General features: G+C 33.9%; 12 protein-coding genes, 2 tRNA genes and 1 riboswitch. Of the genes, 2 read left to right on the forward strand and 12 right to left on the reverse strand.

The genetic code is table 11. The annotated features are described in order from the left end of the window. Positions 1–340 precede the first annotated feature (340 nt). From HW347_RS16120 to HW347_RS16130, 3 genes are all read right to left on the reverse strand, one after another. Positions 341–1,126 carry a transglutaminase domain-containing protein gene (locus HW347_RS16120; protein ID WP_214612791.1) on the reverse strand — a complete coding sequence of 262 codons (786 nt, stop codon included), beginning with the start codon at positions 1,124–1,126 and terminating at the stop codon, positions 341–343. A gap of 369 nt (positions 1,127–1,495) precedes the next feature. Beyond that, entirely contained in the window at positions 1,496–2,209 is a 714-nt protein-coding gene (locus HW347_RS16125; protein ID WP_214612792.1) for a hypothetical protein, read from the reverse strand. A gap of 170 nt (positions 2,210–2,379) precedes the next feature. Further along, positions 2,380–3,312 (reverse strand): hypothetical protein, encoded by a 933-nt coding sequence (locus HW347_RS16130; RefSeq protein WP_214612793.1) that lies wholly within the window; start codon positions 3,310–3,312, stop codon positions 2,380–2,382. A 311-nt stretch (positions 3,313–3,623) separates the two neighbouring features. Continuing rightward, a riboswitch (SAM-I-IV-variant riboswitch) is annotated at positions 3,624–3,721 on the forward strand. 46 nt (positions 3,722–3,767) lie between these two features. On the opposite strand from HW347_RS16130, the gene HW347_RS16135 reads away from it, so the two are divergent. Beyond that, a complete protein-coding gene (locus HW347_RS16135) occupies positions 3,768–5,066 on the forward strand; it encodes a Na+/H+ antiporter NhaC family protein (RefSeq protein WP_214612794.1) in 1,299 nt (432 codons plus the stop codon). A gap of 321 nt (positions 5,067–5,387) precedes the next feature. Beyond that, positions 5,388–6,248, forward strand: coding sequence for an outer membrane beta-barrel protein (locus HW347_RS16140; RefSeq protein WP_214612795.1), 861 nt, complete (start codon positions 5,388–5,390; stop codon positions 6,246–6,248). A gap of 111 nt (positions 6,249–6,359) precedes the next feature. On the opposite strand, the gene HW347_RS16145 is transcribed toward HW347_RS16140, so the two are convergent. From HW347_RS16145 to HW347_RS16185, 9 genes are all read right to left on the reverse strand, one after another. After that, positions 6,360–8,177, reverse strand: coding sequence for a pyruvate kinase (locus tag HW347_RS16145; RefSeq protein WP_214612796.1), 1,818 nt, complete (start codon positions 8,175–8,177; stop codon positions 6,360–6,362). 126 nt (positions 8,178–8,303) lie between these two features. Continuing rightward, a complete protein-coding gene (locus HW347_RS16150) occupies positions 8,304–9,557 on the reverse strand; it encodes a putative glycoside hydrolase (RefSeq protein WP_214612797.1) in 1,254 nt (417 codons plus the stop codon). Positions 9,558–9,738: 181 nt separating this feature from the next. Continuing rightward, positions 9,739–10,101 (reverse strand): hypothetical protein, encoded by a 363-nt coding sequence (locus HW347_RS16155; RefSeq protein ID WP_214612798.1) that lies wholly within the window; start codon positions 10,099–10,101, stop codon positions 9,739–9,741. A gap of 207 nt (positions 10,102–10,308) precedes the next feature. Beyond that, positions 10,309–10,632, reverse strand: a complete 324-nt coding sequence (locus tag HW347_RS16160) for an HPF/RaiA family ribosome-associated protein (RefSeq protein WP_155596409.1) — start codon at positions 10,630–10,632, stop codon at positions 10,309–10,311. 444 nt (positions 10,633–11,076) lie between these two features. After that, a tRNA-Cys gene (locus tag HW347_RS16165) sits at positions 11,077–11,147 on the reverse strand. 56 nt (positions 11,148–11,203) lie between these two features. Continuing rightward, the gene (locus HW347_RS16170; protein ID WP_214612799.1) at positions 11,204–12,391 is read right to left on the reverse strand and encodes a sensor histidine kinase; all 1,188 of its coding nucleotides are present in this window, start codon (positions 12,389–12,391) and stop codon (positions 11,204–11,206) included. 5 nt (positions 12,392–12,396) lie between these two features. Then, positions 12,397–13,212: an alpha/beta fold hydrolase gene (locus HW347_RS16175; protein ID WP_214612800.1), complete on the reverse strand. Its 816-nt coding sequence runs from the start codon at positions 13,210–13,212 to the stop codon at positions 12,397–12,399. A gap of 265 nt (positions 13,213–13,477) precedes the next feature. Beyond that, positions 13,478–13,548 (reverse strand) — tRNA-Cys (locus tag HW347_RS16180). 12 nt (positions 13,549–13,560) lie between these two features. Then, a complete protein-coding gene (locus tag HW347_RS16185) occupies positions 13,561–13,953 on the reverse strand; it encodes a hypothetical protein (protein WP_214612801.1) in 393 nt (130 codons plus the stop codon). Positions 13,954–14,122: the final 169 nt, after the last annotated feature.

Consider the following 14,122-nt stretch of genomic DNA (forward strand, 5'->3'; position numbering starts at 1 on the left):
GGACCGTTGAGGGAAATGAGTGTTACGGGAGTCGTGAAAAAACAGCTATTTATGCAGTACGTGTTTTTTTGCAGCGTAGTAACACGGCCTTTAGGTCATTTCCCTCAACACATATATATGTGTAATTAATCCTCAAGATACAAAAAGAATCAAAAACCTCACTATCTACTGTAGATAAGGAAATGAGGGCTATTCTATAAGGTAGGTATTCTGTATATCACTTTTAGCTTTCTTTAATTTTGATATACAAAATGAGGTATAGCCTCTTAAAAATTATAGTGTATGTAATATTTATTTTAAGCTTATAGTTTAAATCAAGTCCTATAATTTTTACATTTAGTTATAGGCGTTCCTCAACTTTAACAAGATGTTCAATTGGAAAAACCGAAGGGCCAAATTGATTGAAAATAGCAACATCTGCAGCATCACGACCAAAACCCAGAACAACATAACCTCCTGGAGAATCTACTTGGGTGGCATCAAAAGTATACCATCGGTTACCAATATATGCTTCAAACCAGGCATGCATATCCATTGGTTCCAGATTGTGTAAATAACCAACAACAATACGGGCAGGGATGCTCAAACTTCGGCACAAGGCTATTCCTAAATGAGCCAAGTCCCGGCATACACCAAATTGTCTATTATTAACCTGAATTGCAGATAAGGGCTCATTATTACTACCAGGTAGATACTCAATGTTCTCACGCAACCAATTTGTAATTGCAGAAACTTGATTATACCCCATTAATTGGCCTTCTGTAATAGCTGCGCCCATTTCGTTAAAACAATCAGACTCACAATATCTACTAGGCAATAAATAGCTTAATACGGCATCTGGTAAATTTTGAATTTCAACAAATGGTGAGTCAAAACCTTGGTCAATGAAATTAGAGGTTACAACATCTGAAGAAGTAGAAATTGAGAACATGCCTGGTTGGGCAATTAATCGTTGACAAAGATTGCCATAGTTGTCCGTAAATTCAACAACAGGAGTACTTGGTGTAATTTTATATTCCTCTCTTTCTACCCATTGCTGGCTGCCGCTACGCGGCCTTAACATAAGAATGAATGGGGTGGGCTCAAAAATTTCAAACTTTAAGTCACAGCTCGTACGTAAACGCATATATCAATTTTATCAAGATTTATTATACAATAAGTACTAGCCAATTTTAAGCAAGGTATGAAGTAATTAGCTAAAACAAATTTATGTTCGTATAAATTTGATGTTCGCTTTCAAGAAGGATTAAAGTAGTAATAAGTGCCTTATTTTACGCGTATTGATTGTGTATTTTTTGTGCTATTATAAAATGAGTAATTGAAGGGTTTTATTTTAACGAATAGCTACTAAAGACATTCTTTTATTACATAATCTAAAGTAGTAGAATGCACAAAACGAATAATTTTATATAAGTAGTAATCAATAATCTATAAATGAGTCTGAAGCAGTATAATCAAATACTAAATAAGAAATGTCTGGCTTTGATGCTTTGAATTACAATACTGAACCATCATCTAGCCAACGTTGTAAAAGAGTATCGTTATGGGAAATAGATACAATATGAAATTTATTAAAACGCTTAAAAACTCTTGATTCTTTCAAGCTTTCCATACAAACTGATACTGGAGAAAGATAGTTGGAATGAATTAAAAAAAGTTCGCCTTCACGTTTTAAGAGATAACCTACATGACCCTCGTCAAAACCTATGAAATAAAGTCCTTCCGTCGTTAAGTTATCAATCTCCTCAAAAGCCTTTTCTGGAGTATTTTGATGAACCTTATTAATGACAGATCCACAACTAATCATTTTAGCCTCATCAATAGGTGATTTTTGAGCAAGCTTATACCGGTTAAGCTTTATACCCATATCACGCAAGGTGGTTGATATAAAATAACCACATGCAATTTTACCTTTGTTAGGAACAGCTGTATGGCCTCCAAAACTCCAAGGAGTACCATACCAATGCGGTATAATTTTATCTACTAGTTGATTGGCGAACGCTGTTTTAATGTTATCAAAAGAAATAGTGCCTAATCTAAGACCTTCCTTTAAACGCAAACGAAGTTGGTTTGCATCTACTTTAGAACTGGCATAAGAAACCGCTACACTATCTAAATCTGTATGAAGTTCCAAAGTCGTCCCTTTTGCAAAACTGCTGTCTTCTGTTGCAGAAAAAAGCCTTTCAAAAGTGTAACTTATGGATTCCACTTTGTCTATTTTAGGTGGTATCTCATTTGTAAACCCTAGTGAAAGCAGTAAAGAAAAAAATAACATAGATTTTTGTAGAATTAGAAGTCGGACTCTGATTTTGTAACGTATTCTTTAAGAGAAAATTACATTGAAAATGTTAAACTTTTGCTTAAGTATTTAGTAGCCCGTTAGATACTAAGATTAACAGCCCACCACACTTCATAATCTCTAGGAACTAAAGGTCTGTAACTTTGAAAACCTTGATCGGCAATTCTAAGTCCAATAATTGCATTTTTATCATCACGAACATAACTTATGAAAACGAACGAATGTCCGTAAGGGTCAAGTTTTTTAACATCTACCCCCTGCACTACCTTTTCATAGTCTTCTTCGTATCTCCAAACTTGCATGAGTGCTCCCGGTCTTAATTGGCCACTCCAAATCCCGGATGCATCCACCAAAGTACCCATTCCGGCATAAGCAATAGCGCCAGCATTACCCTTACCCCTATATTCTTCTGGAAGGCTACGCCATTCTGGGTGTTCTTCTGAAGCAGAAACATAAAGCAAGTTAAAAACCTGTTTTGGTGTAAAGAATTTTGAAGCTATACGATCCGGCAAATCTTCATAAGGCAAATGACCGTGAACCTCTTTATACGCTTGTTCAAAACGACCTTTACTTACTGAAAGACAATGACCTCCTGGCTCTTTATTTGTACTATTTGTATAGTTTTCTACTATCTTATCTGCTACCGGACTTTTTATATCCAAATAATTAGGGTCTACAAATTGTGGGATTGATATAGGTTTTATTAGAATTTGATTTCCTTCTATACCGGTGGCAACTTGTGTTAATGAATCTATGGCCTTAGGTAGAATGGGTATTTCTAGCTCAGACTTGTGGTGAATATGGCCGTGATCATCAAAATCATAAGTATAAACAGCAGCTCCGGAATTATTATGACGAGTACTGTGAACTTCCTCAGTATTTACATCCGAACTTGAAAGAGTTGTTTCCTGATTATTTTGTTCGGTTGCTTTACAACCCAAGAGTATGAAACCTAGAAATACAGTGTAAGCAATAGATTTTTTTAATAATAATTTTAATAAGGTACTCCTCATTTTTTAAGCTTGTATTCTCATTTTAAATCGGTTTGGCTAAACCTGATAGCGGAATTGCAAAGGTAAAACAATTACGGACTTATATTTTATATGATGGTGGTTCAAAAACTAGAAAAAATTTGTGCACAAGTCCCTAAAATACAGTAATCTTAAATAAATTCCTGAGAAGGATTTACAGACTATAATTTATGCTTTTGCAATTCATAATGATTTCTCCATTCTTTTCTTGTCTAGGACAAAACCAGATTATTAAGAAATTAACTTTTTTTAAGAATACCAGATGGATTTATGTACTACTTTTGCCGCCTTAAAATCAGTATCAAGAATCTCAAAAAAGGAGATAGCAACCTGCAGTAACAAGCAAGGTGCTAAATAGATAAGCCAATTAATTGGAACAAATGTTAAGTCATATTTCTTCTTATTTGCCGCTATTTTTTTGAAAACATTATAGTAAAATGGCAAGTATAAAAAACAGTATTCCCAAATTCTCAGCTTTAATACCCCTATTTGTATTCGTTTTTACTTTTTTAGGTGTTGGTATCTATCAAAATGATTTCTATGCCTTACCTGCTCCTATAGCAGTAATTGTAGGAATTGTTGTGGCATTTTTGATGTTCAAACAATCTATACATTCAAAAATAAGCACTTTATTAAAAGGCTGTGGTGATGATAAAATATTAACCATGTGCTTGATCTATTTACTAGCAGGGGCATTTGCTGCAATTACCAATGAAACCGGTAGTGTAGATTCTATAGTAAACTTAGGGTTAGATTATATTGCCATTCAATATATTTATGTTGGTATTTTTATTATTGCAGGTTTTCTGTCTGTTTCAACAGGAACATCGGTAGGAGCTATTGTTGCATTAGCACCTATTGTTGTTGGATTTGCTGATAAAAGTGGTGCTGATTTAGCTATTTTATGCGGTGCGCTTTTAGGTGGTAGTATGTTTGGGGATAATTTATCGGTTATTTCAGATACCACCATTGCGGCCACACAATCTTTAGGTTGTAAAATGAGCGATAAGTTCAAACAGAATATTAAAATTGCGGTTCCCGCTGCCCTATTCACTATTGCCATATTAGTCTTTCAAGGTTTGGGCTTAGAGTCTAAAGAAACAGAAGCTGTTGTATATAGTTACTCTATTATAAAAATAATGCCCTATCTATTGGTCATCATACTTTCCATAACGGGTGTAAATGTCTTTGTAACCTTACTGCTAGGTTCTATTTCTGCAGGTCTTTTAGGAATTGTTTATGGTGATTTCACTCTAATAGAATCGACTAAAATTGCTTATTCCGGCTTTACAAACATGACAGAAATTTTTCTTCTGTCTCTTCTTACCGGAGGATTGGCTGCTTTAGTTGAAAGAAATGGAGGTATAGAATTTATACTGGTTAACATAAAAAAGCTCATTAAAAATCAAAAAACGGCGCAGTTTGGAATAGCAACATTAGTGAGTACAATTAATATGGCCATTGCAAATAATACAGTGGCAATTATCATAGCTGGTCCTATTGCTAAAACTATAAATGATGAGTATAAATTGGATAATAAAAAAACAGCTTCTATTCTAGATATTTTTGCTTGTATTTCTCAGGGTTTGTTGCCTTACGGAGCACAAGTTTTAATGATTTTAAGTTTTTCAAAAGGAAGAATAGATTATTTAGATTTAATATCTAATACCTGGTATTTATTACTGTTATTCATTTACACGGTATTATTTATAAGTTTCAAACCTTTAAGAAAGTAATAAAACTACTATGGTGTATTACCTTATGCCGCAAAGTGCACACTTCCCTCCTACTTTTTTGGTTTAAAAATGCTTAATTATCAGCATAAAAGAAGTTTTCATAGATGAAGCTCAACTTGGGTGTTAAAACTCCGTTGTAGTTGCAAGAATTTTCTTTTAAAAAGTATCTTTATATACCAAATTTGATTTGGTTGAACTATAAGCTAGGGAGCATGCTACTAATTAAGAAAAAAAAGCCTGGTCATAAGTAAATATTGCTTCTAAAAATTAGCTTTATAGGTCCGATTATTTAATAATTTTTAAAATTTCAAATTATCTATTATGAAGCATTTAATTACAGTTTGTGCCGCTGTTTTAATAAGTACAATATCTTATGGGCAGTTACAAGTTTCAGTAAGTTCCGGATATGCTATAGGTAGCGCCACAATGAAGTTAGGAGAGAAAGTAAATACATCTGAAACGGAAAACACGTATGGCAGTTATGGAGAAGGCACCAATTTTCAAATAAGGGGGACTTATTTTTTTGATGATTCCTTTGGTGTGGACTTAGGTATTGGTTACTTACGAGGTACAGATCAAGAATTATCAATAGTAAATTTACCTAATACAGAAGTAGATGCTGTTGCTAGAGCTCGTGCTTTTGGATCTTCGGTTTCTGTAGTATATAAATTTACCAACAATATTTATGGTCGTTTTGGAGCTCTATTAAAGTTAGGCGGAAAAACTGAAGGCGTAATTTACCGTAAATCAGTCTTTTCTGCTGAAGAAGCTGCAGCTTTTGGTGTGCCAGAAGGATCGTATTCTGAAACCAATTATAAAGAAGATTTTCACGGACATTTTCCTTTAGGTTTTGTTGGTGCTCTTGGTTATAAGTATGACATAAATCCTCATTTCAGCATTTTTGCCGAGGCAGAATATTATGGAATTAGTTTAAAAAGAAAAGATTCTGAAATCTCAGAATTTAATACAGATGTTATTTTACCTGATGGAACTGTGGCCGTTAGTGGTCTTTACACATTAGAGAATTTACCTGATGGCATTGATCGTAAAACTACTTATGTAGACAATCTATCAAATACCAACACAGATACTTCAAAAGAATTATCTCAAAAAGTACCGTATTCTTCTTTCGGAATTAATTTTGGTATAACGTATAAATTTCAACGTTTTAATAAAGAGTAATTCTTCAAGCAATATATTCGCTTAGTCTTAAAAAAAGCACCCTACTAAAACTAGTTTTAATAGGGAGCTTTTTTTAGTATAGTAAACATATTGAATACGATACTTCCTATTTTATAGCTTCCTGATTTTTGGTAACATGGTCTCATTTTTCTCTTGAAAATCTTCCATATTAGAAAGAATAGTGTTTAAAAGTATAAGAACATCTTTCATATACGGCCCTTTATTAAGCATTACACATTCCGCTTTTAAAGAAGTGACCACATCTGTAATTTCTGATCGCGACGGAAGTCCGTTCTTTGCTAGGTTTTCTAACACTTGGGTAGCCCAGATTACGGGTATATGTGCCGCTCCGCATATAGATAATAGTTCATGTTGTACTTGGCCAATTTCTTGCCAACCGGTTTCAACGGCCAGATCGCCACGGGCTATCATAACGCCAATCTTCTTTACTTGCATGACTTCTAGAAGAATTTCCTCTAGATTATCAAAAGCAAACTTAGTTTCTATTTTTAATATGATTCCTAGCTTATCATATGCTTTTAACTTTTTCAATTCAGAAAATAGTTTTTGTACATCTTTTTTAGAGTTCACAAATGAAAAGTTGACGATATCCGCATGCTTGGCTACAAAAGCTAAATCTTCTTTGTCTTTTGGTGTAAGTCCGCTAATTCCTAAATTGGTATTAGGAAAGTTCATGCCTTTCTCTGCTTTTAATTTAACTCCTTTTTCTGCGGCTCTTGTTATGAGGACTTCAAAACTATTCTTTGTTATGGACTGTATTATTCCTTCAATTTTACCATCATCAAACAATACTAAATCCCCTTTATTTACTTTTTCAAAAATTCCCGGAAATTGACAAGGAATATGTGCTTTTTCTAAAACTTCACCATGCTCATTTACTACAGCAGAGCTTCCAGGAATACTTTCATCCGTTATAACTACCATATCATCTTTGTAAAGCCTTACAGCCTTCTGTATTTCAGGCAGAGAACCTATAGTTCCCTTTTTACCAAGAGTACTACTTTCAATAGCTGCACCAGTTTTAAAAGATATGGCCTTGCTTGATTTTACAAGTACACTTTTCTCAAAAGACCCTATTACTTTAAGTTTCCTAGATTTATTGTTGGCATCTACTATGCTAATTTTATCATTTACGACAAGTTCACCTAACCAATCTGCATTTATAGGTACGGCATGAGCAGGCACAAGTTCTGCAGTGCTTGTAATCAACTCAATTTCTACTGGTTTTAAAACAAATCCGTCATCATCTATTTTAGGTTTAAATTTGATGATTCTTGCGCCTGGCTCCACAGCTCCCGTTCGGATTTTGGGTCCCGCCAAATCCATGGCAATTTTTACCGATGAACCCAATTCTTCTGAAGCATTTTTTACATTCTTAATTATTTTCTTCCAAACCTCTGGTGTATCATGAGCACAATTTATCCTGGCACAGTTCATTCCGTTTTTTACCATGTCATAAACAAGTGCATAATCTTTTGCCGCATGAGAAGGCATGGTAACCATAATACGCACCCTACGGCCTTCCGAAGGATAACCAAAAAGAGCTTCTGTATTTGACTTTAAAAGTTTTTTACTCTTTTTAGTAGACAATTGGGCCTTTTCAAAATTTGTAGGAGCACCATCTGCCAGACGATATAACAAGTATAAAACTTTTACCAAGCTATCTTCTACATGTCCTTGCGCATTGGCAAAGCGGGTCATACCCAGATTTCCAAGCTTTCTTTGACTTTCCCTAAAATCCGATTTTCTAAATTGATGGTAGTGCACAAGGTTTAATGCACTTTTTTTATGATGGGAATGTATCTTCTTCAAAATGGGTTTGGCTTTCTCCTCTCCTTTCCTGATTTTGCGCAAAATAGCTTCCATTTCTTTAATGAGGCTATTTATTTTTTTCGGGTTGATATTCATGGGTGATTTAATATATGTTGACCTTACCCGAAAGATATTAAAAATCACTTATTTATTTTATGACAACTGTCATTTGGAAGTTCATTTAACTATAGAAAACCCAATATTCTACTTTACTAAGAAACTTTATTCATCATTAATTTTTCTTAAGACACGACCACTCAAAGCTTGTAAGTTAATTGAGCTTACCTTCTCCCCTTTTTCGTTTAAATGAGGAGCATCCAAATCTACTTCTAGAGAACCAGTTTCATTAGCATTTACTAGTACTACTGCATGAGAAAAGTTCCTGCGAAATACACCACTTTCAACTTGAAAATAGTTACTATCGGCTTTCCCAAAATTCCATGTATATTCTTCTCTCCAAGGAGAAGGGTCTTTATAAGCGTCCGTAACTTCTTGTTCGGAAAAATAGGTGTTGCCGTTGTTTACCAACCAATAACTAGCAAAGGCATAATAGAAGCCTTGATCATCCGAAGTAGAACTATGGGGTTGTACTAAAGTAATCTTACCATCTGCTTCATTAGTGACCACTTCAGTAATTTGAGGGGTATAACCTTCGGCATAATCAGAAAGATAATTTCCATTACTAAAAACAAGCCACCACTCGTCCAAACCACCATCTAGATGTTGCAAATAACTTTCCCAAACTCCAGGGTATAATCTTGTATTGGTAATATTTGCGATTCCTATTTTATTATCCGCCTTAAGTCTTGTGCTTATAGTAGTTAACATTGATTTATACGCCAATTGAAACTCCGTATTAGTTTCGTAGTTTTTTGGAAATACATTTTCATGATAGGTGTCTAGCGTATAGATGGCATTGTCCATCAACACGCCGTCCCAGTCATTAGCAACAAGCTCCTCACCTACTTGATTTGCCCATAGTTGTTGGTATTCGGTATTGCCAATATCCATTTGCCAGTGGTCGGCATACCCCGCATATTCCAATCGATTATCATTGGTGTCCAATAAAAACCATTCAGGATGATTAGTGTCTGCGTATTGAAAACCGACTCCAGTGGGTAGGTATTGATTATCCGCTCCATTTTCAACGGCGTAGCTTCTTGTAGAAGTAAGGTCTTTATAGACTAATGTTTTTATATCAGGGTTTACCGCCTTAAATTTTTGAACGTATTCATGAAACCAAGCATTCATAACGATTAAATCTCGTCTAGGAGCTTCGGTCTCTATCAATGTATCTGGAATTTCCTCATGGTGCAGATACAACCAAAAAAGCTTTGTTTTATTAACTAATGTATCGGTAATGATCTCGTCTATAATATCAGGTTTAACAATGTTATTTTCATTCTCGTCTTTACTACAGCTTATAGAGAAAAAAACAATCCCTAGGAATAACAACTTGATAAAGATTCTACTCATTTTAGTGTTTTTAAAACCACAGAGGTAATGATTTTGTATGTATTTATTACCCGATACAGGAAATGAAAGATGAAAACACTTTAAATGTAATGATTTATGTAGAAAGGGGGATTTTTATATACTTACTGAAGAATCTGAACAACAGGTATTGTTTTGATCTTAACAAAAAAATCTATTATTTTTAATTATTAAAGTCTTTCGGTCCTTCTCCAACACCTTCATCGCCAGTGCCAATACTAATATGCCATACTTTGTTTACAGAAGCATCTGAATTCTCTACATAGTTTAATTTAACCGGCTTTTCATTTCTTAATATATCATACCAATATTGAAAATCACTATCATCTAACATTCCTACAAAAAGTGAACCCGCAATATAACCAACCGTATCTGTTGGCCTTGATGGCCAGAAATAAATAATAGCACTATTTACTACTCCACGCTCACTTCTACCTTTTAGTGAAAGGAAAAAACGATGAGCATTTGTATTAGTTCTACTCCTATTGGTACCAACCCTATATTCTGTTACGTTCAGAACTCCCATATCTTCTATTTTTTAATTAATTACTTTCTATACCGAAATTAGCGATAGAGTGTAAGTAAAAAATAGATGTTTGTATGAATGGTTGAATTCTTTGTGTAAATATCAACTACATACAAAAAAGGGTAATAACCATAATTGGTTATTACCCTTTTAATGAGATGATCTTATAGATGAATTCTTGTTTTTAAATGCAGCTTTCAAGAAAACCTAAGCAGGTTTATGATTTTGCATCTTTCCAATAATTGTTTCTAAAGATGCTGTAAGTTTATCAATAGCTCCAGATACAGCAAGTTCAACAGTATCATCTTGACATGAAACGGCTATAGGTTGTTTACCAGCAATTCTGGTTTCCAACAAACATCGCATGTCCTTAATTCCTTCTTTTTTTCCATTTTCATCAGAGACATGGGCTTCTACTCTAGTAATATGGGATTCATAGTTTCTTAACCCCTCTTCTATCATGGAGGTGAAATAAGATTGGCCTCTTTCATTGCCGTTTATTGTTTTATCAGTATTAAATAATATTGTCATAATTATATTTTTTTAGTTTAAGGAATCGTTTTTTAAGCTTTACTTTCTTTGGAACTGTTTACTGTTATTTCAAATATGATTTGAAGTATTTCTGGGGAATATCTTAAATATTCTTATAAAACACTGAGCTATACTTGCTGTTTCTTATGATGTAAATCTATTAACTTGAAGCCTTAAAAAAGATGACAATTATCAGTTATAGAGCTTATCTTTTAATTTCAAACTTAGTGATATACACCTATTCACGAGAAATAGCTAACTATTAAGTACATACAAGTATAGAAGGTAATGGATATATTATTCAAAAAAGATTATTCAGAAACATTTATGATTGATTTATAGTTTACAACCCAAAATTGAAGTGTTCTAATTATCATTTTTAGTACAATAAAAAAACAGGAGATCCTTTAGATCTCCTGTTTTACAGTATTAAAATCCTCTTTGAGGCATCGAATGGATTCGAACCATTATAAAGACTCTTGCGGAGTCTTGCCTAGCCATTCAGCCACAATGCCATAAAATTTGAATTCAATCTTTTCTAACTTTCAAAACTAATGTACTCACTCAGTTTCTAATTGCTAGGGACTTCTATAGGTAAAAGAATACTAAATTTAGAACCTCCATTTTTTTCTGGTTTAATAGAAATACGCCCTTTATGTAATTCTACTATCTTTTTACAAAATGCTAATCCCAATCCTTTGCCATAACTATTATCAGAATTTTGTAAAGGTCTAAAAATATCATCTCCGCTGTAGCTCTGAAACCCAAGAGTATTATCTCTAAAAGTAATACGTATATATTCTATATAACGATAGGCTCCTTTTAACGCCTGATGATAGTTTTCTGTTACCTTACTGGTTGAAATATGAATAGAACTTGATTTCTCGGAAGACCTGTATTGATAGGAGTTTTTTAATAGCTCGCTAAACAGAATGGTCAACTTTGGGATATCACCATACACCTCTTTCATTTCCATTTCACCATATATTATCTCTAACGGCAGGTTACCTGTTTTTATTATGGCATCCTCTAATATAGTCTCAAAACTGGCTTTTAGATAATGTAGTTTTTTATAGTCCAGTGCATGATAGACTTGTAAACGTTTAACAAGGGCATGGCTGTTTTCTGAAATTTGTAAAACTCGTTTTAAATAATGTCGAGATTTCTCCTCTTGAGATTTCAAATCAGAAAAATCTTCTAACCGGCTCGCAAAAATTGAAATTTTATGCAATGGTTCCTGTAAATCGTGCGCTAATATTTTGTTGAACTCAATCTGTTCTTTGTTTATCCGTGACTGATTTTGTAATTGATCTTCTAAAAGTGTTCGGCTAATTTCTAACTGGGCTTTGGTCTTAATTAAAAGCTCATTTTCCTGAAGTGCTTTTTCCGCATCGCGCCTAGCGTCCAAAATCCTTTTCTCAAAATCATTACGTTTAGACATCTTAAGACCTGCTCCGGTTACATACTCTACGCCGTTCTTTTTGATAAAAGACATGTTAATGAGCACGGGTATTTCCTCCCCCTTTTTTGAGCGGAGAGAAATAAAAATCTCCTTAATATCATTTTGAATGAGAAGCATGGGAAAGAAATGCGTCTTATATAAAATACGACTACCTCCGGATAATAAATCCTCAAACCTTAAGGTATTTAGAATCTCATGGTCTTCATAACCTAAAGCTTCCATCATTAAATCATTGACATAATTTATATGATGGTCAACCAGAAAGGAGAACAGAAAGCAGGGTGCATTTTCGTTCAAAATTTTTATAGCTGATTAGGTTCAAGTTCTTTTGAAATAAAATTTTGAATACACTCAATAGTCTCTTCTGGGTGACTCATGTGTGGACAATGGCCTGTAGCTTGCATAAACACCATTCTACTATCTTCTAATCTTTCGTGAATATATTTACCTACCTGTTCCGGAGCTATATCATCTTGTGCACATTGTAGAATTAGGCTGGGAACCTGTACTTTTTTAAGATCTTCCCGGTTGTCCGAGAAAAAAGTAACTCGCGCAAAACTTCTCGTAATTTTATTATCCATGGAGCAGAAACTACTTGCGAGTTCTTCTGTGAGTTCTGGCTTATCTGAATTTTTCATTACTATAGGCGCCAAATAATTTGACCACTCTACATAATTATTTTCCATTACGTCAAGCAACTCCTCCAAATCCCTTTGTTCAAAACCACCAACATAATCTTCTTTGTTGATATAACAGCTAGATGGGCAAACGAATACCATGGAATTAAACAATTCAGGATGTTGAATAGAAGCAAGTACTCCAATCATTGAGCTTACCGAATGCCCAATAAATACAACATCTTTCAATTGGAGTTCCGTACAAATTTCAATTATATCTGATGCATACCCTTGAAGGGAAGCATACTTGCTTTCGTTATAGGAAGCCATTTCGGATTTACCGCAACCTACATAATCAAAAAGTACAATTTTATAATCTTGTTCAAATGCAGGGGTAATGTAACGCCACATGACTTGATCACAACCAAATCCGTGGGCGAACATGAGCGCCTTTTTACCGTTTCCAAAAACTTTTACGTTGTTTCGTTTCAGTACATTCATAAACACAAGAATACTAATTGATTTTAATTGATAAAACAGTTAATACTTCAGTAATAAAAAGAGTTTATACCTCGTTCTATTTAGCTTTTTTCAATCTTTTTTCTTCTTTCTTTTCTTTTGCAGTTTTTGCAGGTTCTTTCTTTACGTTCTTCTTGGAGTCTTGACCTTTTGCCATGATTATAGTTTTTGTTTGTTTATACTTTATTCTTACTTCAATTCAAAATAAATCCTTTCTCAGATCATTTAATCTCTTAAATTTATTTTGAGGCATCGAATGGATTCGAACCATTATAAAGACTCTTGCGGAGTCTTGCCTAGCCATTCAGCCACAATGCCTTAACTACTCTTCTATTCTTCGTTTGTGATCTCCTCTTCGGCTTGAGCTGCACTTTCATTTGCAATATCAGCAGCACTTTTTCTATTCAATAGTCTTTCTGATACTTTATAGCTTGCTGAATACTTGAGATTAGCTTGTTGTTTTTTAAAATCAGAAAAAGCCCTTTTGTACCATTTAGGATCAGTTGCTTTTTTTCTGTAATCTTCATTTACTTTTACATCCAAGAAATCCTCATCTAGCCGAGGTTTCATTTCATATATTCCAATTCCAAATTGCTCAATACGTTCTAAAACTGTTTCAAAATCTGCTTCAGAGAAATACTGTATTGAATCAGAATCAAAACCGTCATTAAGGTTATTTAAATTCTGAAAGATATTTTGTTCAAGAAATTCTGTTTTTTCCATAGTATACATTCGTGTCAATTGGATTTTATCATAACTGATAAACTCCATATATAGCTAAGATAATACTCTTTTATTTAATTTTTGAAATTCTCTTACTTATCAATTTTGGCTTTTGTAGGAATCTGGTAAACCTTCTATTTTTCCGTACTCATCGTTTTACCTTGAAAAT

It is taken from the genome of Zobellia barbeyronii (assembly GCF_018603515.1).
Classification (GTDB): domain Bacteria; phylum Bacteroidota; class Bacteroidia; order Flavobacteriales; family Flavobacteriaceae; genus Zobellia; species Zobellia barbeyronii.

What these genes read in the sequence shown, in the direction of transcription:
- HW347_RS16120 (WP_214612791.1), bottom strand. Translation starts at nt 1,126, where the DNA reads ATGCGTTTACGTACGAGCTGTGACTTAAAGTTTGAAATTTTTGAGCCC.
- HW347_RS16130 (WP_214612793.1), bottom strand. Translation starts at nt 3,312, where the DNA reads ATGAGGAGTACCTTATTAAAATTATTATTAAAAAAATCTATTGCTTAC.
- HW347_RS16135 (WP_214612794.1), top strand. Translation starts at nt 3,768, where the DNA reads ATGGCAAGTATAAAAAACAGTATTCCCAAATTCTCAGCTTTAATACCC.
- HW347_RS16140 (WP_214612795.1), top strand. Translation starts at nt 5,388, where the DNA reads ATGAAGCATTTAATTACAGTTTGTGCCGCTGTTTTAATAAGTACAATA.
- HW347_RS16145 (WP_214612796.1), bottom strand. Translation starts at nt 8,177, where the DNA reads ATGAATATCAACCCGAAAAAAATAAATAGCCTCATTAAAGAAATGGAA.
- HW347_RS16150 (WP_214612797.1), bottom strand. Translation starts at nt 9,557, where the DNA reads ATGAGTAGAATCTTTATCAAGTTGTTATTCCTAGGGATTGTTTTTTTC.
- HW347_RS16155 (WP_214612798.1), bottom strand. Translation starts at nt 10,101, where the DNA reads ATGGGAGTTCTGAACGTAACAGAATATAGGGTTGGTACCAATAGGAGT.
- HW347_RS16160 (WP_155596409.1), bottom strand. Translation starts at nt 10,632, where the DNA reads ATGACAATATTATTTAATACTGATAAAACAATAAACGGCAATGAAAGA.
- HW347_RS16175 (WP_214612800.1), bottom strand. Translation starts at nt 13,212, where the DNA reads ATGAATGTACTGAAACGAAACAACGTAAAAGTTTTTGGAAACGGTAAA.
- HW347_RS16185 (WP_214612801.1), bottom strand. Translation starts at nt 13,953, where the DNA reads ATGGAAAAAACAGAATTTCTTGAACAAAATATCTTTCAGAATTTAAAT.